Genomic DNA, 20,102 nt, shown 5'->3' with positions numbered 1-20,102 from the left:
CCCGGAGACGCCGCTGCCTATGACACTCATGGTTGCACCCATACCGACGGCCTCAAGTACCCATTGCGACTCCCTCGGCTACTGCTGCAGCTCCCGTATAAAATCCAGCCGCGCCATGTACCTCGGCGCTTCACGCAAAATCACCCGTTTGGGCAACACACTGCAAACCGGCTGAAACTCACGCAACGTCACCGGCCACAGTTGATCGTCGAGGTACACCACCCCTTCGTCCGCAATCGCCGGGTCAGCATCGATCGCGGCAAACAACCGGCCGAGGTCGATACTGCCTTCGATCCGTTCGCGGGTGGTGCGATAGGCAGCTGGAAAACCGTCCTTCAAGACGCTGGAAGTCATTCCTTTACTCCAGGATTCCACAAGAGCGCAAAGAGTAAGACTGAGCCGCCTGAAAGGTTGTCAGAAAGGTCCTCCTTTCCAGAATGACATTTCCCGATCACCTCTCCATACCTTGTGGGCAATCATTCCAATTGGAAAAGTACGCCCGTGCTGCTAATTCCCTCTGCCACCTGCAAACGACCACTCATCCGCCGCCGTCGTCGTAATCACCACCATCACATCCTCAGGGCTCAGCCCAATCGCGGCCTCCAGTCGCTCCACCAACACCTGGTAAAACCGCCGTTTGGTCTCGGTATCACGAGGCTTACCACCAGTGATCGCGATCAGTACATAGTCATCGCTGCGCGGGCCGCCCAGGTAGTTGGGGTCGATGATCATCTCGCCAATTTCGTGCTGGTGGATCACGTGGAAGCGATCCGCGTCAGGAATCTTGAAGCTTTCAACCAGGGCGTCATGCAGTCCCTGTGAAAGCGCTTGCAGATACTCAGGGGATTTCCCGCGGTGCAGTGAGATTCGGGCGTAAGGCATGGTGGTTACTCCGCAGGATGGATGGCTGCCAACAGGTTCAGCGCCGACGCCGCTGTCGGCCAGCCGGAGTAAAACGCCAGGTGAGTGATGACTTCACCCAGTTCCTCGACGCTCAAGCCATTGCCAACCGCCCGCTGCAAGTGAAACGGTAGTTGCTCCAGACGGTACATCGCCACCAGTGCCGCCACGGTGATCAGGCTGCGCTCCCTGGGCGACAGGCCCTCGCGCTCCCAGATATCGGCGAACAGCACGTCGCGGGTCAGCTCGGTAAATTTGTTGCTCATGGACGCTCGCTCCGACAATTCAGTTGACGGGCAAAAACTAGCAAGCCAGGATCATTCCGAATATCAGATTTAATGGCATCCACCATCCCGTTTTAATGGACCATTCGATGCGCCGCCCCACCTTCGACCTTGATGTACTGCGCACCTTCGTCACCGGCGTGGAGCTGAACAGCTTTGCCAAAGCGGCGGACCGCCTGGGCCGTTCGACCTCAGCCGTCAGCGCGCAATTAAAGAAACTCGAAGAACAGGTCGGGACGCCGGTGCTGAGCAAATCCGGGCGCGGGCTGGTGTTGACGCCGGTGGGTGAAGCGCTGCTCGGCCACGCCAGGCGGTTGCTGGACCTCAATGACACTGTCTTCAGCAGCCTTAACGAAACCCAAACCGCAGGCACCTTGCGCCTCGGCTTGCAGGAGGATTTTGGCGAGCACGTGCTCAGTGACATCCTTCGACGCTTCGCCAGGTTGTATCCGATGATCAGTCTTGAAGTGCGGATTGGCCGCAATGCCGAGTTGCTGACCCTGATCGACAGCGCGAGCCTGGACCTGGCACTGACCTGGGAAACTGGTCAGACATCGTCCTGCCGCACCCGCCTGGGGCAAACACCCATGCACTGGATCGGGCCCCGGGACAAACCCCAACTACCGCGCGCCGAAGACGCGCCGCTGCCGCTGGTGATGTTCGAGGCGCCCTGCGTATTGCGCAGCGCTGCTACCGAAGCCCTGGACCGCGCCGGCATTGCCTGGCGTATTGCATTGACCAGCCCCAGCGTGGGTGGGATCTGGGCGGCGGTCGATGCCGGGCTGGGCGTGACCTTGCGCACCCGCATCGGTTTGCCTGCGCACCTGCGGGTGCTCGACGGCCTGCCGCCGGTGCCGTCCCTTGGCTATGAATTGCATTGCAGCCATCCAGCGCCAGGCGCTGCGGTAGCACAGTTGGCAGCGCTCATACAGAGCAGCCTGGTTTAGTCGGTTTCGCAGGGCTCCAGGGTCACGAACAGTTGTCGCCCCAACTTCGCCACCGTCTCCAGATGCTGTTCCGCAGCGCCGCTTTCCGAGTCCAGTAGCAGCTCGGATGTCAGCACTTTCGCTCCGCAGTAATCAAAGATCCCATGGTCGATTTGCGTGTGCATGGCGTTGGCATAGCCGTGGCGTTCAAACACACCTTCGTCCGCCCCGCCGACGCCCAGCAAGTGAACCTGCAAGTGGCCGAGTTTTTTCACCACCTTCGTCTCAAGGCTGTAGTCGATCGCCCAACCGTTGACGAATACCCGGTCGATCCAGCCCTTGAGCAAGGCCGGCATCGACCACCAGAAAATCGGGAACACCAGCACCAAGGCGTCGGCGCGGTCGAGCCGGGCCTGTTCGGCCAGTACGTCGGCCGGCGGCGTGGCGCGGGTGCGGTGCACTTTATGGTCGGCGGCGCTGTAGCGCGGGTCAAAACCTTCGGCGGCGAGGTCGGCGATTTCAAAGGTGTGGCCGGCTACGGTTATGCCGGCGGCGGCCTGTTTGGCGAGGCTGTGGGTCAGGGAGTGTGAGTCGTGATGAGCAACAACGATCAGCGCGTGCATGGCAGTGACTCCTTCGGGGTAGCGATGAGAAGGCAAATTGAGTAGGCTTGAGCTAAGTTACCGTTGGTAAGTTACTTTTGGTATATAAGCATGTCAAGCGATCAATCCCCTGCCCCTCGCCGTCGCCTGTCCCGGGATGACCGGTTGCGCCAGTTGCTCGACGTGGCCTGGCAACTGGTGCGAGAAGAAGGCACCGATGCCCTGACCCTGGGCCATCTGGCTGAGTTGGCCGGCGTTACAAAGCCGGTGGTGTATGACCATTTTGGCGATCGCGCGGGGCTGTTGGCCGCGCTGTATGAGGATTTCGACGCCCGTCAGAACCAGGTATTTGCCGCCGCAATCGAGGCCAGCGAACCCACCCTGGACGACCGCGCGTGGGTGATCGCCTCGTGCTATGTCGACTGTGTGTTGCTGCAGGGACGTGAAATTCCGGGGGTGATCGCGGCGTTGGCCGGCAGCCCGGAACTGGAGAGCGTCAAGCGTGAGTACGACGTGATTTTCCTCGGCAAGTGCCGCGATGCCCTCGCCCCTTTTGCCGTGGACGGCGTGATAACCCAGGCCGGTTTGAGGGGAATGTTGGGCGCGGCGGAAGCCTTGTCCCATGCCGCAGCGAGCGAGGAAATCAGCGCGCTGGAGGCACAGGAAGAACTGTTTGCGAGCATCAAGTCGATGGTGAGTCGAGGCGTACGTTAACCCAGCCTTGCGTGCACAAACATCCGGGCCTTGTGGGTCATCTGGTCGAAGTGTCGGTCACGCTGCTTCTCCGCATCGACCATCGCCCGCTTGCCGTGCTTTTGCAGCAGGTAGGTGTGGATCTGCCGCACCTCAAGCGAGCTGTAGATCGACGCCACATCCAGTAAACCCATCAGACCGTCAGTGCTGTAGTCACGGGTGTTCATCAGCACCTGGGTACCGCGCACGCCGAGCAGTTGAAAGCCCATGGACTCGAACGCCGGCACCTTCTCCACCGCGCAGGTCAGTTCGGCATGGGGGTAGCGAGCGAGCATGTCCTGCATCATCGCCCGCGCCACGCCTTTGCGACGATGGCTGGCGTGCACCGCCATGTAGGCAACGCCGCAGGCTTCTGGATCATCCTTCACCGGCAGGTACAGCAGAAAGCCGATCACCTGCTCCTGTGTGTCCAGCGCGACGATCAATTCAACCGCAATGCCCTTGGAGCCGCCCAGCGCTTCGAGGTACAGGTGCACTTCGTAGCCGATCGCGTACTGGTAGACGTTGTACAGCAGGTTGCTCGGCGGGATGGCGACCATGCTGATGTCAGTCAGGTTGTCGACCACCATTTGCAGGATCTGCGCATTGATCGGCTCGGGGCATGGGGTTTCGTAATGGGTAAGGCTGAACATTCGAATTCCTGGTGTTTCATTCTAAGGCCCGGCGGATTGTACCTGCTCAAGGGCCGCCGTGGACCCGCAAGCACCCATTGTGGCGAGGGAGCTTGCTCCCGCTGGGCTGCGTAGCAGCCCCATTAAGCGCACCGTGTTCTTTCAGTTGGAAACAGGATGCAGGTTTTGGGGCCGCTTCGCAGCCCAGCGGGAGTAAGCTCCCTCGCCACAATGGGTCGGTGCTTTCCAAATGGGTTTCCAGGCTCGGCTCATTGCGCACACACCTCCCGCAGGCAACCGCGCAGCCAGCGATGGGCCAGGTCGGCGTCCAGGCGCGGGTGCCAGAGCATCGACACGGTGAAGTCCGGGAAGGCAAACGGTAGCGCAAAGCGGTAGAGGTCGCTGTGCAGGTTGGCGGTATGGCGCTCCGGCACGCTGGCGATCAGGTCGGTGTTGCGGGCAAGTGCCAGGGCGGTGGAGAAGCCGGCGACGATGGTTACCACGTCCCGGGTCAGCCCGAATGTTTCAAGGGCTTGATGAATCTGGCCCTGATCGTGGCCACGCCTGGATACGTAGATGTGCTGGCCTTCGGCGAAGCGCTGCGGTGTGACTTCGCCCTGACTCAGTGGGTGCCCTTTGCGCACCACGCCGATAAAACGGTCGCGGAACAGCGCCTGGGTCAGCACTTCGGGGCTGGCGCTGCTGTCGACCACGCCGGTTTCCAGGTCGACGCTGCCATCGCGCAGCGGCGTGCTGACCTTGTCTGGCTTGTGCACGAACCGCAGGCGCACGCCAGGCGCTTCCCGGGCGATTCGCGCCAACAGCGCCGGGCCGAAGTTTTCGACAAATCCGTCGCTGGTGCGCAAGGTGAAGGTGCGTACCAGTTGGCTCAGGTCCAGCGTCGCCGCCGGTCGCAACACCGCTTCGGCGTCCTGCACCAACTGGCTGACCTGTTCGCGCAACGCCAAAGCCCGCGGTGTAGGTACCAGCCCGCGGCCGGCGCGCACCAGTAACGGATCGCCCGTGGTCTCCCGCAGTCGCGCCAGGGCCCGGCTCATCGCCGATGGGCTCAGGCGCAAGCGTTGAGCGGCGCGGGCGACGCTGCCTTCGGCGAGCAATACATCCAGGGTGACCAGCAAATTCAGATCGGGTGTCGACACGGCAAACCTCACATGGCGTTTGGCGCACGTATAAAGTGCAAATGCTGCGCCTTCCGCCATGTTAGGTGACGGCGTAGATTTCCGACAGCGGTCAAATCCTGGAGCCTCTTGATGAAATCACCTGCACCCCGTGGCGCCCTCGCCGCCCTGTCACTGTCCATGTTGCTGGCGTCGTTGGGCACCAGCATCGCCAACGTCGGCCTGCCAAGCCTGGTGCAGGCGTTTGATGCATCCTTTCAGGCGGCGCAGTGGGTGGTGCTTGCGTACTTGCTGGCGATCACCGCCGTGATCGTCAGCGTCGGGCGACTGGGCGACCTGATAGGCCGTAGCCGTTTGCTACTGGCGGGGTTACTGCTCTTCACCGTGGCCTCGGCCTTGTGCGGCATGGCCCCGTCCCTCGGGCTGTTGATTGCAGCCCGCGCCCTGCAAGGCCTGGGCGCGGCAATCATGATGGCGATGACCATGGCGCTGGTGGGCGAGACCGTCGCCAAGGAGCGCACCGGGCGCGCCATGGGTTTGCTGGGCACCGTGTCGGCCATGGGCACCGCACTGGGGCCAAGCCTTGGCGGGGTGTTGATCGCGGAGTTCGGCTGGCGCGCGCTGTTTTTCACCACCGTGCCGCTGGGGTTGCTGACCTTTGCCCTCGCCCGGCGTTATCTGCGCGTTGACCGCCGCGAGCAACAGCCCGTGCAATCCGGGTTCAGTTTTTTGTCGACGCTACGGGATTCGACCTTGAGCGCCGGCCTGGCCATGAGCGCGCTGGTGTCGGCGGTGATGATGACGACACTCGTCGTCGGGCCGTTCTACCTGACCCACGGTGCGGGCCTGGATCCCGCCTGGATGGGCCTGACGATGGCGGTCGGGCCGTGTGTTTCGGCAGTGATGGGCGTACCGGCGGGCCGTTTGACCGACCGTTTTGGCAGCGGCCCGATGACCATTGCCGGGCTGTTGGCGATGTTGGCTGGCGGCCTGTTGCTCGCACTGATGCCGCTGAATCTCGGGATTGCCGGGTACATCGGCCCGCTGATTATCCTCACCCTCGGCTACGCCCAATTTCAGGCCGCCAACAACACCGCGGTGATGAGCGACGTAGTGCCAGACCTCCGGGGCGTGGTCGCCGGCATGCTCAATCTGTCGCGCAATCTGGGGCTGATCGCGGGCGCCTCGGCATTGGGTGCGGTCTTTGCGCACGTTTCAGGTGACCTCGCCACGGCCACTCCCGCCGACGTGGGAAGTGGGATGCGAGCCACGTTCGGCGTGGCAGTGACACTGATTGGTGTAGGCCTTTTCCTGGCCCTACGCGCCCGGTTCCGCGTAACAGCTGTCTTGACAAGGTAAAATCGTAACGACTATTGTCTGACAACCTGATTACCAAGGTTTTCCCATGCTTGAGCTCCAGCGCCCAGATTCGCTCGTTATGCGTGTTGTCAGCGCCATTCGTGCAGAAATCGATTCCGGCCAACTGGCGCCCGAAGCGCGCCTGCCCACCGAACAGCAACTGGCTGAACAACTCAACGTCAGCCGTTCGGTGGTGCGTGAAGCGATCGCCCAGCTCAAGGCCGACGGCGTACTGACTGCGCGGCGTGGCCTGGGCTCATTTATTTCCCAGACCCCGGCCGGCACCGTGTTCCGTTTCCCGGAAAAAAACGGCCGCCGTCCGGACCTGGCGCAGATGTTCGAAGTACGCCTGTGGATCGAAACCCAGGCCGCCTCGATTGCCGCCCAGCGCCGTGATGCCGCTGACCTGCACCGCATGAAAACCGCCCTGCAGGAAATGCACGACAAGCGCGCCGACTTCGAAGCCGCCGCCCTGGCCGATGTGGAATTCCACCGCGCCATCGCCGAGGCCAGCAAGAACGACTATTTCGTGGCCTTCCATGACTTCCTCCGCAGCCAGCTGGCCAGTGCGCGCAAGACCGCCTGGGAAAACTCCGCCACCCGCTTTGTCAGCGGCTCGGCCGACGCCACCCAGGAACACACCGTGCTGTACCAGGCCATCGTCGACGGTGACGCCCAAGGCGCCGCCGCCTGTGCCGAGGCTCACTTGCGCGCCGCAGCACGGCGCCTGCATCTGGAACTGCCCGCCATCAACTGACCGATTCAAACCCTTTTAAAGCGTGCCGGTGGCGCGCCGTTTTTTTAACAAAATCATTAGTCTGACAACCTGATAATCAGACTGAAATGCGTAGGTATCTAAAACAATGATTTATGACTTTTGCATCATCGGCGGCGGGATCGTCGGTTTGGCCACCGCTATGGAGTTGCTCAAGCGCCAGCCGAACGCTTCCCTGGTAATCCTGGAAAAGGAAAGCCTGCTGGCCAAGCACCAGACCGGCCATAACAGCGGCGTGATCCATGCCGGCATCTACTACGCGCCGGGCAGCCTCAAGGCCGACTTGTGCAAACGCGGCGCCGAGGCCACCAAGCAGTTCTGCACCGAGCACGGGATCAAGTTTGAGGTGTGCGGCAAGTTGCTGGTGGCCTCGACCCCGCTGGAAGTGCAGCGGATGGAAGCGCTGTACGCCCGCTCGCAGCTCAACGGGATGAAGGTCGAACGCCTGGACGCCGACCAGTTGCGCCAGCGCGAACCGAACATCGTCGGGCTGGGCGGGTTGTTTCTCGACGCCACCGGCATCGTCGATTACCGCGAAGTCTGCGAAACCATGGCCCGGGTCATCCGCCGTGCCGGTGGGGAAATCTGCCTGGAACGCACGGTGACCTCGATCGTTGAAGACACCGACAAAGTCACCGTCAACACCCGTGGCGAAAGCTGGCAGGCCAAGCACCTGGTGGTCTGCGCCGGCTTGCAATCGGACCGTTTGGCGAAGATGGCCGGGGTCAAGATCGACCATCAGATCATCCCGTTTCGCGGCGAGTACTTCCGCCTGCCGGAATCGAAAAACAACATCGTCAATCACCTGATCTACCCGATCCCTGATCCGGAGTTGCCGTTCCTCGGCGTGCACCTGACCCGCATGATCGACGGCAGCGTCACCGTCGGCCCGAATGCCGTACTCGGCCTGGGCCGCGAAAACTACCGCAAGTTCTCGGTGAACTGGCGCGATGTAGCGCAGTACGCCAGCTTCCCGGGCTTCTGGAAAACCCTCTGGCAGAACCTCGGTTCCGGCAGCGTCGAGATGAAGAACTCGCTGTTCAAATCCGGCTACCTGGAGCAATGCCGCAAGTACTGTCCGTCGCTGAACATCGAAGACCTGCTGCCTTACGAAGCCGGCATCCGCGCCCAGGCCGTGATGCGCGACGGCACCCTGGTGCACGACTTCCTGTTTGCCCAGACCCCGCGAATGCTCCACGTGTGCAATGCGCCCTCACCCGCTGCCACCTCCGCAATCCCCATCGGCGCGATGATCGCCGACCGCATGTTCAAGCCCGATTGACACCCGCAACACGCCTCACTTTGACAATAAATATAATGACCAGGAAGGAACTCCAGAATGACGGCAACCGCCCACACCCCGGACGTTGAAACGCCCGAGCAAACCAAGAAACGCCTGCGCAAAGTCGCGGCCGCGACGATCTTCGGCTCGATGCTGGAGTGGTATGACTTTTACCTGTACGCCACCATGGCGGCGATAGTGTTCTCGAAAATCTTCTTCGATAACAGCGACCCGAAAGCCGCCACGCTGATGGCGTTTTCCACTTTTGCCATCGGCTTTATTGCCCGCCCGTTCGGCGGCATTCTGTTTGGCTACCTGGGCGACAAGTTCGGGCGTAAACAAGTGCTGGTGCTGACCTTCTGCATGATGGGCGTGTGCACCACGCTGATCGGCCTGATCCCCAGCTACGCCTCCATCGGCATCTGGGCGCCGATCGTGCTGGTGTTTATCCGCATCATCCAGGGCCTGGGCGCCGGTGCCGAATTGTCCGGCGCGGCGGTTACGTCCTACGAGCACGCCTCGGAAGGCAAGCGCGGCAGCCAGGGTGCATGGCCGGCGCTGGGCTTGAACCTGGGCTTGCTGCTGTCGTCGCTGACCGTGTACCTGCTGACCATCAACGGCAACGAGTTCCTGCTGGCCGGCGGCTGGCGGATTCCGTTCATTTGCAGCATCGCGCTGGTGGGTGTGGGCCTGTGGGTGCGCAACAGCATCCCGGAAACCCCGGAGTTCAAAGAGCTGAGCAAGGAAACCGCGAAGGCCAAGGCCTCGCCGCTCAAGGCGCTGTTCAAGAACGACCTCAAGGGTTTGGCCGTGGTGTTCTTCGTGGCGATTGGCTACAACGCCCTGAGCTATATCTTCAAGACCTTTTCCCTGGCGTACCTGACCCAGTTCAAGGGCGTTGATGTGCACGTCACCTCGCTGTCGGTGACCATCGCCAGCCTGATCGCCATCGTCGCCGTGCCGTGCTTCGGCTGGTTGTGCGACAAGTGGAGCAGCAAGACCGTGCTGATGCTCGGTGGGCTGTTCTCGCTGCTGTTTGCCTACCCGTTCCTGGCGCTGCTCAACACCGGTGAAAGCCTGATGATCTACATTGCCATCGGCGTGGGCACCGGCATCCTTGCACCGATGATGTTTGCGCCGCAGGGTTCGTTCCTGAGCCGCCAGTTCCCGACCCAAACCCGCTCTTCAGGCTTTGGCACCGGGCGTGAAATCGGCACCGCGATCGCAGGTGGCCTCGCGCCATTAGGGGCGTTGTCGATGGTCGCGGCGTCGGCCACCCACTCCACTGATGGCGTTGTGATAATTCTCGCCATCTCGTCCCTGCTGGTGGTGGTGTTTGCCTTGTGCGATCAGGGCCGTAAACACTCGGCATTCAAGAACTGAGGTAAAAAGTTCGGACCAACGGGTGCATGGATGCCCCTTCATCACGCATCATGGGCACTTTCAAGCTCAAGGGAAACGTCCATGCGCGTTCTGTCATTGATGATGGGTCTTACGACGCTGGCCGCCAGTCTGGTGTTTACCGCCCAGGCGCAGGCGGGTGAAGAAAGCCTGTTGGTCGACTCGATCAATCAATACCGCAGCCAGGTCCAGCGCTGCGGCAACCAGGGTTCCCAGGAATTGCCACCACTGGCCAGCGACACGCGGCTGGTGTTGCCGGTCAACAGCGTCGGCGACCTGCAACAGGCGCTGGCACGGGCGGCCTACCCGATGGTCAACGTCCAGGCCATCAGCCTGTCCGGGCCCAAGAACGCTGAAGCCGCGATGAAAGCCGTGCGCGAAAGTTTTTGCCGGGTGGTGCTCGACCCGCAATTCATCGATATCGGCGTAAGCAACAGCGGCCAGGACTGGCGCATTGTGCTGGCCCGTCCGCTGTTGACCAGCGGCCTGGGCGAGAGCCAGACCGAAGGCAAAAAGGTCCTCGACCTCATCAACACCGCCCGCCAGCAACCACGCCAATGTGGCGGCCAGGCCTTTGCCGCCACCACGCCGCTGAGCTGGAACGAAGCACTCGCCAACGCTGCCGCCGGCCACGCCCGCAACATGGCCAACGGCAATTTCTTCGATCACCTCGACCACGACGGCCGCACGCCGGGGGACCGGGCTGAACTGGCGGGCTATATCGGCCAGCAGATCGGCGAAAACATCGCCGCCGGCATGGACACCCCGCGCAAGGTGGTCGACGGCTGGCTCGCCAGCCCCGGGCATTGCGCCAACCTGATGAACCCGCAGTTCCGCGAAATGGGCGCCGCCTATGCCATGGACCCGAAAAGTGATGCCGGCATCTACTGGACGGGGCTGTTTGGGGTGCAGCAGTAGCGGTTTGTATCCCAACGTATCTTCGCGCCAAGGCGACACACTGCGAGGCGCGCAGCCACTGGCGATGACACATTGCGGATACGCCAGCACGGTTTCCTGTGCACACCGGCCCACCCCGGGCCACTCACAAGGAAACCGTCATGTCCCAGAACAGCACCGTGCTCTACACCGGCAAAACCCACACCACTGGCGGCCGTGAAGGCGCGTCCCACAGCGATGACCTGCAACTGGACATCAAGCTGTCGCCCCCGGGTTCCAAGGCGGCCGGCACCAACCCCGAGCAACTGTTTGGCGCCGGCTGGTCCGCGTGCTTTATCGGCGCGATGGGCAAGGCCGCTCAAACCCTGCAAATCCGCCTGCCGGCCGACACTGCGGTGAGCGCCGAAGTGGACCTGGTGAACAGCCCGGAAAACGGCTATTACCTGCAAGCGCGCCTGCGGGTCAGCCTGCCGGGTATCGAGCACTCGGCCGCCCAGACGCTAGTGGATCGTGCCCACCAGACGTGCCCGTATTCCAAGGCTACCCGCGGCAATATCGATGTGCTGATCACCGTGGTCTGAAGGCGGTTTGCGGGGTCATTATTTGGCGGAGGCATTAAATTGCCATCTAGCGGATAATCCCGCTGAACTGGCGGGGTCCAGGGGTGTCTGTAGCTTGGCACCCCTACTCAGCAAACCGTGGCAAAGAAGGCGTTCACCGAATGACAAACTGGCTGCAAGGCGGCGGCGAAATGGCCGAGCGGGTCCGGCATCACGACTGGGCAAGTACGCCGCTGGGGCCGCTGGATCAATGGCCGGACGTGTTGAAGACCACTGTCGCCCTGTGCCTTGCCTCCCGTTTCCCCCAGGCGATCATCTGGGGTCCTTCACTGATCACCCTTTACAACGACGGTTTTATCCCGATTCTTGGCGACAAACCCGATGCACTCGGGCGGCCCTTCAGCCAGATCTGGCAGGAAGCCTGGACCGAAATCAGCCCGATCGCCGATGCCGCCTTCGCCGGTGACGCCACCTTTATCGAAAATTTCCCGTTGATCGTCGAACGCGGCGGCGCGCCGGAGCAGGCGTACTTCACCTTCTGCTACAGCCCGATTCGCGACGTGCAAGGCAAGGTTGTCGGCATGCTCGACACCGTCACCGAAACCACTGCCACCGTTGTCCTGTCCCGGCGATTGACCGAGTTGAATGCGAGCCTGGAGCAGCGCGTCAACGAAAGAACCACCCTGTTGACCGAGACAGAAGCGGCATTGCGTCAATCACAAAAGCTCGAAGCCATCGGCCAGTTGACCGGCGGCGTGGCCCACGACTTCAACAACCTGCTGACCATCATTCGCTCATCTGTGGACTTCCTGCGCATACCCACCCTGTCCGAAGAACGTCGCCAGCGCTACATGAGCGCCGTTACCGACACCGTGGAGCGGGCGAGTAAATTGACCAGCCAGTTGCTCGCGTTCGCCCGCCGCCAGCCGCTTAACCCGGAAGTGTTTGATGCGGCCCAGCGGGTCAAGAACATCGGCGAGATGCTCGAGACGGTCACTGGCGCGCGGATTCAGGTGCGGGTCGAACTACCCGGGCAGCCGTGCTATATCCGCGCCGACTCCAGCCAGTTTGAAACCGCCTTGATCAACATCGCCCTCAACGCCCGCGATGCCATGAACGGCCAGGGCACCCTGACACTGCGCCTGGATGCTGACCAACCGCTGCCGAGCATCCGTGGCGATGCCGGCTCGCGCCAGGCGTTTATTGCGATTTCACTGACCGACACCGGTAGCGGTATTCCCGGCGAGACGTTCGAGCGCATCTTCGAACCCTTCTTCACCACCAAGGAAGTCGGCAAGGGTACCGGGCTGGGGCTGTCCCAGGTGTTCGGCTTCGCCAAGCAGTCGGGCGGCAACGTCGATGTGGCCAGCAAGGTCGGCCAAGGCACGGTATTTACCCTGTACCTGCCGCAAGTGGTGCCCGAAGAGGGCTTCGAGCAATGCCCGCAGGACACCTGTGGCCTGATCGCGGACTGCGCCCAGCGCCATATCCTGGTGGTGGAAGACAACCTGGAAGTGGGCCGTTTTGCCAATCAGATCCTCCAGGACCTGGGCTACCAGACCACCTGGGCGACCAATGCCGAACAGGCGCTGGAACTGGCCGGCTCAGACGTGATGGGGTTCGACGCGGTGTTTTCCGATGTGATGATGCCCGGCATCACCGGCGTGGCGCTGGCCAGGGAATTGCGCCGGCGCAGGCCGGGCCTGCCGGTGGTGCTGACCTCGGGCTACAGCGAGGAACTGGCAGAAAGCGGCTACGAAGGCCTGGCATTCCTGCCCAAGCCCTACTCGGCCGACCAGATCTCTCAGGTGCTGGCCAAGGCGCTGCTCAAGGGCTGAGCCCTACTCCGCCACGGCCACTTGGTTGCGCCCGAGGGCCTTGGCGCGGTACAGGGCCTTGTCTGCGGTGTTCATCAAGCCGCGCAGGTCTTGGTCCACCGCGCGGGCCCAGGCCACGCCGAGGCTCGCGGTCAACCCATGGACCGGCTCGCTGGACAGCCCCGCGATAGCCTTGATCAACTGCTCGGCGATGTGCCGCCCGGTCTCCAGCGTCGTATCCGGCAGCAGCACCGCAAACTCCTCGCCACCCAACCGCCCGTAGACATCGGCCTGGCGAAACGACGTGCTGATTACCCCGCCGATCTGCCGCAGCACCTCGTCCCCAGCTTGGTGGCCATAGGTGTCGTTGATGTTTTTGAAGTGGTCCATGTCCATCATCAGCGCGCACAACGGCTGCTGGTTATGCCGACACTGTTCGTAGAGCAACTGCGCGTGCTCGAAGAACGCCCGGCGATTCATCAGGCCGGTGAGTTCGTCGGTTTGTGCGGCGCGGGTGGAGATGTTGTGGGCACGTTCCATTTGCCGGGTCAGGCGAAAGGCCTTCTCCAGGGCGTCGGACAGCTTGCGCGTGGCGCCACCGACAAACGAGGAGAACACCAGCACCGCCAGGGCCATGCCGACTTGCATCGAGGACGGTTGAAACAGCAGCCACAGGATGCACGGCAGCAAGACCAGGCCCATGGAAACCAGGGTCATGTAGCGATAGGCCGAGTAACACGAGACTGCGCTGACCGACATGCCCACGGTGAACAACATCACCAGGGCCTGGGACAGCCGGTCGTCGGTGGGCATCAGCGCGAATGCGCCTGCGCCCCAGACCCCGGCAGACAACATCAGCGTCACCCAGTAGCGCCGTTCCCAGCGTGCGGGGGTGCGATCGCTGTTGGGGCAGCGAAACCAGGCCATGAACATCGAGACTCGCAGCAACGACGTGCCCGCCAACACCACCAGCCAGACCAGCATTACCGAGTGATCAAAACGTTCCCAGCACAGCCAGCAGAGCATGGCGGCCGCCATATAACTGCCGAACACCGCCGAAAATGATTGGCGAAACAGCTGATGCAAGCGATCGGTTCGTACCTGCTCCTCGATGAAGCAATCCTGGTCCTGCCCACGTCCAAGGCCATTCATTAGGTCCGCCTGATCTTACTGCCGCGACAAAGTGCCATTGTGGCATCCTGCCAGTACCCCTAACAACTGAATCAAGCGTGCTAGAGCGTCGAAAGCAGGATAAATATAGGTGAACACCTTCTCTTTCGCTCCAAGGATCAGAGCCTATCCATGAATACCCACTCGATAACCACCCAACGATTGATCCTCAGGCCACCAACGGTCGACGATGCGTCCAGTGTATTCGCCATCTATGGCGATCCCGAGACCAACCGCTACAACCCGTCGGGCCCCCTCGCCGACATGGATCAAGCAAAAGCCGTGCTGGATCGCTGGCTGGAACACTGGGCAGAACATGGCTTTGGCCAATGGGCGATCGTGACCCAAGAGGCGCCGCAACGCGTCATCGGCTTTGGGGGCATCACGCTCTACCATTACAACGAGGTTGAACGGATCAACCTGGGTTACCGCTTCGCCGTCAGCGCCTGGGGCCAGGGTTATGCGACAGAGCTTGCCAGGGCCGCGTTGCAATTTGGTTTTGTGCAGCTGGATCAGCCAGAGGTATACGGCGTGGTGCGCCCGGCGCACCAGGCATCGATCAACGTGCTGGAAAAAATCGGCATGCAACGCATCGATGAGTTGGACGATGTGCCCGGGCAGGCGCCGAGCCTCGTGTACCGGGCGACCCGGCCTCTCTGAACTATGTATCGCAGTGTGTCCAGACCACCCTGCGATACAAAACGTTTAACCCGATGGTTTTCTCGAAACAGGCCGGATACACAACTGCGTTCAACTGTGAGCCAGGCACACAACCCGCCGCTGGAGACTCACCATGCACCCACAGTTGAACACCTCACCCGGTTTCACGCCCCGCCGCCTGATGGGCGCGTCGCTGCTGGCCCTTGCGCTGTTGCAGTTCGGTGCCCCCGGCGTTGCCAGTGCACAGGACACCCAGCCGCCAGCGGCTGCCAGCGCAAGCAGCCACACCACGCTTGGCCCCTTGCAGCATGTGAAGGCCGGCTTGCTGGACGTGGCCTACGCCGAAGTCGGCCCGGCTGAAGGCCCGGCGGTGATCCTGCTGCACGGCTGGCCCTACGACATTGACAGCTACTCCGAGGTAGCGCCGCTGCTGGCGGCCCAAGGCTATCGGGTGCTGGTGCCCTACGCCCGCGGCTACGGCGACACGCACTTCCTGTCGGCAAAGACCCTGCGCAACGGCCAGCCGGCCGCACTCGCGGTCGACCTGATCGACTTCATGGATGCACTGAACATCAAACAAGCGGTGCTCGGCGGCTACGACTGGGGCGCACGCACCGCCGACATCGTCTCCGCGCTGTGGCCGGAGCGGGTCAAGGCGCTGGTGTCGGTCAGCGGCTACCTGATCGGCAACCAGGCTGCCGGCAAGAACCCGCTGCCGCCCAAGGCCGAGCTTCAATGGTGGTACCAGTTCTACTTCGCCACCGACCGCGGCGCCGCCGGCTATGCAAAAAATACCCACGATTTCGCCAAGCTGATCTGGCAGATCGCCTCGCCGAAATGGGCGTTTGATGACGCCACCTTCGACCGCAGCGCCAAAGGCCTGGACAACCCCGACCACGTCGCCGTGTCGATCTTCAACTACCGCTGGCGCCTGGGCCTGGTGCAGGGCGAGAAGAAATACGCTGCGCTTGAGCAGAAACTCGCCACCGCCCGGTCCATCGGCGTGCCCACCATCACCCTGGAAGGCGACGCCAACGGCGCACCGCATCCGGCCGCGGAAGACTACGCCAAGCGCTTCACCGGCAAATACGAATACCGGTTGATCAGCGGCGGCATCGGCCACAACCTGCCGCAGGAAGCCCCGCAAGCCTTTGCCAAGGCTGTGATTGATGCGGACCATTTGTGATGAAGCGCCTGCATCTTGCGGCACTCGTCGCTGCAACCGCCGCCGTGGTGGCCACCGCTACCGGGTTCGCCTTTGGCGGCTCTACCACCAGTGAGCCGTCACCGATCTACGGCGTGACCATTCCCGACGGCTACCGCCAATGGGAGCTGATCGCACCGGCTCAGGAAGCCGACCCACTGAATGAACTGCGGGTGGTGCTGGGCAACAAGATTGCGCTCAAGGCTTACCGCGACGGCACGCTGCCCTTCCCGGACGGCACCGTGCTGGCGAAGCTGGCGTGGAAACATGTGCAGTCGCCAGAGTTCAAGACCGCGTCGATTCCCGGCGCGGCCACCACCGTGCAGTTCATGGTCAAGGATTCGAAAAAATATTCGGCGACGGGAGGCTGGGGCTTTGGTCGGTTCATCAACGGCAAGCCAGCGGACCAGGCGCAGCATGAGACGTGCTTCGCCTGCCATCAGGCGTTGGTGAAGAACCACGATTACGTATTTACCCGGCTGGCGCCTTAGCGCCCACAACAAACGCCGCCGCAACCGGACACCCCCGTAGCAGCTGTCGAGCCCAAGCGAGGCTGCGTCGGCGGTGTGTCAGATACACCGCCGACGCAGCCTCGCTTGGGCTCGACAGCTGCTACGTTGGGTGGTGTTTTTATCTGGCACTGACGCTGCCACCGCATCGCGGGTCGCAAAAAAAAGCCGCCAAATAGGCGGCCTTCTTTTAGAGCATTTACCGGCGTCTTATTAAAAGATCGCGTAGGTGTAGTTGAGGATCAGGCGGGTTTGATCCTGGTCGGCAGTGCCGGTGTTATGGCCGTGGTAGCTACCGGTACGGAAGGTGGTACCGAAGCCTTTCAGCGGGCCTGCTTGCACGACGTAATCCAGACGGAAATCGGTTTCGCGTTCCGACTGATCGCTGCCGCCGGCAACCTTGGCCTTGATGTCGCTACCGTTGAGGTAGGCAATCGAGGCTTTCAAGCCAGGCACCAGGGTTCTGAAGTCATACAGGTACTGGCCGAAATTGACCTGCTCGCCCGCACGGGAGAACTGACCAACCACCGCGTCGGTGAACAGGTAGAAGTCGGAGCCCGCCGCGCCTTGTGCGGTTGGGTCGGCGATGCTGCCCTGGTTGACCCAGACGAAGCCGCCGTCATCGCTTACGCCAATGTGGCCGAGCATCAACTGGCTGCCACCCAACTGGTAGGTGAATGCAGCACTGTAGGTTTTGTTGTCGACTTCACCGGCGTGCTTGGCATAGCCACCGTTGTTGTTGAACGCGTAGCCAGCCGAACCGTTTTTGCCGTCGCTGGTGCTGTCGAAATAGCGCAGGTCGGTCTTGAACGATTGATCATTGCCCAACGGCAGTACGTGCACCAGGCCGAAATAGTTCTGTTTGTAGAAGTCTTCAAGGTCGGCGTAGTAGTACTGCAACGTCAGGTTTTTAGCGATGACGTTGTCAGAAGAACCAAACGGCTGGTAGTCAACGCCGCCGAAACGGAAGCTGTCGCTGTCACGCGTCGCACCGGCGACGCTCAGGCCAGTGGAGTTACTCGATGCACGGCCTTCAGCCTTGTTCAGCTCGCCGCCGGTGAAGGTGACGTTAGGAATGTCCTTGGAGGTCAGGATACCGCCGTCGAATGTTTGCGGTGCAGCACGGCTATCGTTGGACACCAGGATCGGCAGGATCGGCGCCAAACCACCGCCCACGTGCAATTCAGTCTGGGAAATACGGAATTTAACGTTGCCGGCTGCGCGACCGAAACTGTCAGCAGGCTCGGTGCCGTTATTCTTGACCGGGAAGAAGCTGTTGCCGTTACCCGACAGGCCGGCACCCGCTGCGTGGCCATCACCACCGTCAAGACGCAACGCGCCGAAAGCCATCACGTCGAACCCGACGCCTACGGTGCCTTGGGTATAGCCGGATTTGTAGTCGAAACGCAGTACTTGAGCCGCCTCGCGCAGGTCGTTCGCGGTGCCGGAGTGAACGTCGGCGTTGTAGTACATGGTGCGCGAACTGATCGACGAGTGACTGTCTTCGAGGAAGCCGCTATGACCGTTACCCGTGCCGAGTGAACCAAGCCCAAAGTCATCTGCGCAGGCCTGTTGTGCGAGGACAGCCGCGGTGATAGCCAAAGCTAATGTAGAGAGTTTCATTTACTGCGCCCCTGTGAACATTATTTTTTTACTGTCCTTCGAGCGAATACCGTTGCGGCCCTGCAAACGCTGCGGATTGTGGCATGGGGCTTATGGCGCAGAATGTGAAATCTTTGTCATGTAGCGATGAAAAAACCGTCATGAAAAGGCCGTAGAGGACGGCCTTTTTCGACGCTTGAGTGCCAGTGAGTTGTATGACGACCGCTAGAGTGCCGCGCGCTGATCAGGCTGAAGTCGGCTGCGAAAATGCGAAAATTGGTAGGCAACTGCCAGCCATACAAACCAGGCAGGCATCACGCAAAGTGCCAGCCGCGTGTCTGGGCGCAGCGCCAGCAGGCAAAGTACAAACGCCATGAACCCAAGTGAAACCCAAGCCATCGGTACGCCACCGGGCATTTTGTAGAGGGATTTTGCGTGCAGCTCCGGTCGTTTTTTACGATAGGCAATGTAGGACGCCAGGATGGTCGACCAGGTAAAAATCACCAGGATCGCCGAAACGGTGGAGACGATGGTAAAGGCCGTCATCACTTCCGGGACGATAAAGAGCAGCAACAAGCCCAGCAGCATCAGGAAGGTGGTAAACGCCAGGCTGATAAACGGTACGCTGTGTTTCGACAGGCGGCGGAAGATTCCAGGTGCATCCCCCAGGTCCGCCAAACCAAACAACATCCGACTGGCGGAAAACACCCCGCTGTTGGCCGACGAAGCCGCCGACGTCAGCACCACAAAGTTCACAATCCCGGCGGCGGCGGGAAAGCCGGCCACCAGGAACAGCTCGACAAACGGACTCTTGCTGGGCGACACCTGCTGCCAGGACGTCACCGCGATGATGCACGCCAGGGCCAGCACGTAAAACAGGATGATCCGCAGCGGAATCGAGTTGATTGCCTTGGGCAGCGTCTTCTCCGGCGAGCGGGTTTCCGCCGCCGCCGTGCCGATCAACTCAGTGCCGGCAAACGAAAAGATCGCCATCTGAAACCCGGCAAAGAACCCGAACAAGCCATTGGGAAACGCTGCCTGTTTATCCAGCAAATGGTTGAGGGAAGCCGTGACGCCAGTGGGCGAAACAAACGAGCTGGCAATCAGCACCACGCTCACGCTGATCAAGGTCACCACGGCGATGATCTTGATGATCGCGAACCAGAACTCCACCTCACCAAACAGCCGTACCGTCAGCACATTCAGCGCAAACAGGGTCAGCAGCATGGCGATCGCCGGGATCCAGGCCGGCACATCCGGAAACCAGTACTGGAAAAAGCCCCCGACCACCACCGCATCCCCCACCACCGCTACGCTCCAGCTCAGCCAATACGACCAGCCGAGAAAAAACGCCGCACGCGGCCCCAGATAGGCACCGGCAAAGTCGGCGAAGCTCTTGAAGTTCAGGTTGGATAACAGCAGCTCGCCCATGGCGCGCATCACGAAATACACAAACAGCCCGATGATCATGTAGATCAGGATGATCGAGGTGCCGGACAGCGCGATGATCTTGCCCGAGCCCATGAACAGGCCGGTGCCAATCGCACCGCCCATGGCCATCAGTTGGATATGTCGGTTATTAAGGGTGCGTTGCAAAGCGGGCTTTTCAATAAGCCCGGGCGCGGTTGTTTTCATCACAAAACCTCTTGTT

General features: G+C 61.5%; 21 protein-coding genes. 12 read left to right on the top strand and 9 right to left on the bottom strand.

Features of this window, described 5'->3' with window-relative positions; all coding sequences use genetic code 11:
* Nucleotides 1-78: 78 nt before the first annotated feature.
* The 3 genes from ACA046_RS15470 to ACA046_RS15460 all read right to left on the bottom strand — a co-directional run bounded on the left by ACA046_RS15470 (nt 79) and on the right by ACA046_RS15460 (nt 1,166).
* Nucleotides 79-354, bottom strand: a complete 276-nt coding sequence (locus ACA046_RS15470) for a hypothetical protein (RefSeq protein ID WP_497676958.1) — start codon at nt 352-354, stop codon at nt 79-81.
* Nucleotides 355-507: 153 nt separating this feature from the next.
* A complete protein-coding gene (locus ACA046_RS15465; RefSeq protein ID WP_459021199.1) occupies nt 508-882 on the bottom strand; it encodes a tautomerase family protein in 375 nt (124 codons plus the stop codon).
* A gap of 5 nt (nt 883-887) precedes the next feature.
* A complete protein-coding gene (locus ACA046_RS15460) occupies nt 888-1,166 on the bottom strand; it encodes a carboxymuconolactone decarboxylase family protein (protein WP_008436391.1) in 279 nt (92 codons plus the stop codon).
* Nucleotides 1,167-1,273: 107 nt separating this feature from the next.
* Here ACA046_RS15460 and ACA046_RS15455 point away from each other — a divergent pair, with 107 nt between their 5' ends.
* Nucleotides 1,274-2,131 carry a LysR substrate-binding domain-containing protein gene (locus ACA046_RS15455; protein ID WP_177009435.1) on the top strand — a complete coding sequence of 286 codons (858 nt, stop codon included), beginning with the start codon at nt 1,274-1,276 and terminating at the stop codon, nt 2,129-2,131.
* Here ACA046_RS15455 and ACA046_RS15450 read toward each other — a convergent pair.
* A complete protein-coding gene (locus ACA046_RS15450) occupies nt 2,128-2,733 on the bottom strand; it encodes an NAD(P)H-dependent oxidoreductase (protein ID WP_497676957.1) in 606 nt (201 codons plus the stop codon). The two genes, ACA046_RS15455 and ACA046_RS15450, sit on opposite strands and share 4 nt — an antisense overlap.
* Before the next feature lie 90 nt (nt 2,734-2,823).
* On the opposite strand from ACA046_RS15450, the gene ACA046_RS15445 reads away from it, so the two are divergent.
* The gene (locus ACA046_RS15445) at nt 2,824-3,426 is read left to right on the top strand and encodes a TetR/AcrR family transcriptional regulator (protein ID WP_497676956.1); all 603 of its coding nucleotides are present in this window, start codon (nt 2,824-2,826) and stop codon (nt 3,424-3,426) included.
* Here ACA046_RS15445 and ACA046_RS15440 read toward each other — a convergent pair.
* Nucleotides 3,423-4,097: a GNAT family N-acetyltransferase gene (locus tag ACA046_RS15440; RefSeq protein ID WP_497676955.1), complete on the bottom strand. Its 675-nt coding sequence runs from the start codon at nt 4,095-4,097 to the stop codon at nt 3,423-3,425. The genes ACA046_RS15445 and ACA046_RS15440 overlap by 4 nt on opposite strands.
* Nucleotides 4,098-4,345: 248 nt before the next feature.
* Entirely contained in the window at nt 4,346-5,236 is an 891-nt protein-coding gene (locus ACA046_RS15435) for a LysR family transcriptional regulator (protein WP_497676954.1), read from the bottom strand.
* Nucleotides 5,237-5,347: 111 nt separating this feature from the next.
* Here ACA046_RS15435 and ACA046_RS15430 point away from each other — a divergent pair, with 111 nt between their 5' ends.
* From ACA046_RS15430 to ACA046_RS15400, 7 genes are all read left to right on the top strand, one after another.
* A complete protein-coding gene (locus ACA046_RS15430) occupies nt 5,348-6,574 on the top strand; it encodes an MFS transporter (protein ID WP_497676953.1) in 1,227 nt (408 codons plus the stop codon).
* A gap of 46 nt (nt 6,575-6,620) precedes the next feature.
* Nucleotides 6,621-7,331, top strand: coding sequence for a FadR/GntR family transcriptional regulator (locus ACA046_RS15425; protein ID WP_497676952.1), 711 nt, complete (start codon nt 6,621-6,623; stop codon nt 7,329-7,331).
* A 106-nt stretch (nt 7,332-7,437) separates the two neighbouring features.
* Nucleotides 7,438-8,631: an L-2-hydroxyglutarate dehydrogenase gene (gene lhgD / locus ACA046_RS15420; protein WP_167664692.1), complete on the top strand. Its 1,194-nt coding sequence runs from the start codon at nt 7,438-7,440 to the stop codon at nt 8,629-8,631.
* Nucleotides 8,632-8,688: 57 nt separating this feature from the next.
* Nucleotides 8,689-10,014 carry an MFS transporter gene (locus ACA046_RS15415; RefSeq protein WP_497676951.1) on the top strand — a complete coding sequence of 442 codons (1,326 nt, stop codon included), beginning with the start codon at nt 8,689-8,691 and terminating at the stop codon, nt 10,012-10,014.
* 81 nt (nt 10,015-10,095) lie between these two features.
* Entirely contained in the window at nt 10,096-10,950 is an 855-nt protein-coding gene (locus tag ACA046_RS15410; protein WP_076013647.1) for a CAP domain-containing protein, read from the top strand.
* A 140-nt stretch (nt 10,951-11,090) separates the two neighbouring features.
* Nucleotides 11,091-11,510: an organic hydroperoxide resistance protein gene (locus tag ACA046_RS15405; protein ID WP_459021220.1), complete on the top strand. Its 420-nt coding sequence runs from the start codon at nt 11,091-11,093 to the stop codon at nt 11,508-11,510.
* Nucleotides 11,511-11,650: 140 nt separating this feature from the next.
* Nucleotides 11,651-13,327 carry an ATP-binding protein gene (locus ACA046_RS15400; protein ID WP_459021222.1) on the top strand — a complete coding sequence of 559 codons (1,677 nt, stop codon included), beginning with the start codon at nt 11,651-11,653 and terminating at the stop codon, nt 13,325-13,327.
* A gap of 3 nt (nt 13,328-13,330) precedes the next feature.
* On the opposite strand, the gene ACA046_RS15395 is transcribed toward ACA046_RS15400, so the two are convergent.
* The gene (locus tag ACA046_RS15395) at nt 13,331-14,458 is read right to left on the bottom strand and encodes a GGDEF domain-containing protein (protein ID WP_497676950.1); all 1,128 of its coding nucleotides are present in this window, start codon (nt 14,456-14,458) and stop codon (nt 13,331-13,333) included.
* 150 nt (nt 14,459-14,608) lie between these two features.
* On the opposite strand from ACA046_RS15395, the gene ACA046_RS15390 reads away from it, so the two are divergent.
* The 3 genes from ACA046_RS15390 to ACA046_RS15380 all read left to right on the top strand — a co-directional run bounded on the left by ACA046_RS15390 (nt 14,609) and on the right by ACA046_RS15380 (nt 16,831).
* Nucleotides 14,609-15,136, top strand: coding sequence for a GNAT family N-acetyltransferase (locus ACA046_RS15390; RefSeq protein ID WP_459021226.1), 528 nt, complete (start codon nt 14,609-14,611; stop codon nt 15,134-15,136).
* Between the two features lie 133 nt (nt 15,137-15,269).
* Nucleotides 15,270-16,322 (top strand): alpha/beta fold hydrolase, encoded by a 1,053-nt coding sequence (locus ACA046_RS15385; RefSeq protein WP_497676949.1) that lies wholly within the window; start codon nt 15,270-15,272, stop codon nt 16,320-16,322.
* Nucleotides 16,322-16,831, top strand: coding sequence for a cytochrome P460 family protein (locus ACA046_RS15380; RefSeq protein WP_497676948.1), 510 nt, complete (start codon nt 16,322-16,324; stop codon nt 16,829-16,831). Before ACA046_RS15385 ends, ACA046_RS15380 begins: the two co-directional genes overlap by 1 nt.
* Before the next feature lie 231 nt (nt 16,832-17,062).
* Here the strand turns inward: ACA046_RS15380 and ACA046_RS15375 are convergent, their stop codons facing one another.
* Both ACA046_RS15375 and ACA046_RS15370 read right to left on the bottom strand, forming a co-directional pair.
* A complete protein-coding gene (locus ACA046_RS15375; RefSeq protein ID WP_459021232.1) occupies nt 17,063-18,472 on the bottom strand; it encodes an OprD family outer membrane porin in 1,410 nt (469 codons plus the stop codon).
* A gap of 204 nt (nt 18,473-18,676) precedes the next feature.
* Nucleotides 18,677-20,086, bottom strand: coding sequence for an amino acid permease (locus ACA046_RS15370; RefSeq protein ID WP_076013655.1), 1,410 nt, complete (start codon nt 20,084-20,086; stop codon nt 18,677-18,679).
* Nucleotides 20,087-20,102: the final 16 nt, after the last annotated feature.

It is taken from the genome of Pseudomonas sp. LBUM1641 (assembly GCF_059716235.1).
The sequence above is the reverse complement of the archived record's forward strand: the minus strand, read 5'-3'. Positions and strand labels throughout refer to the sequence as shown.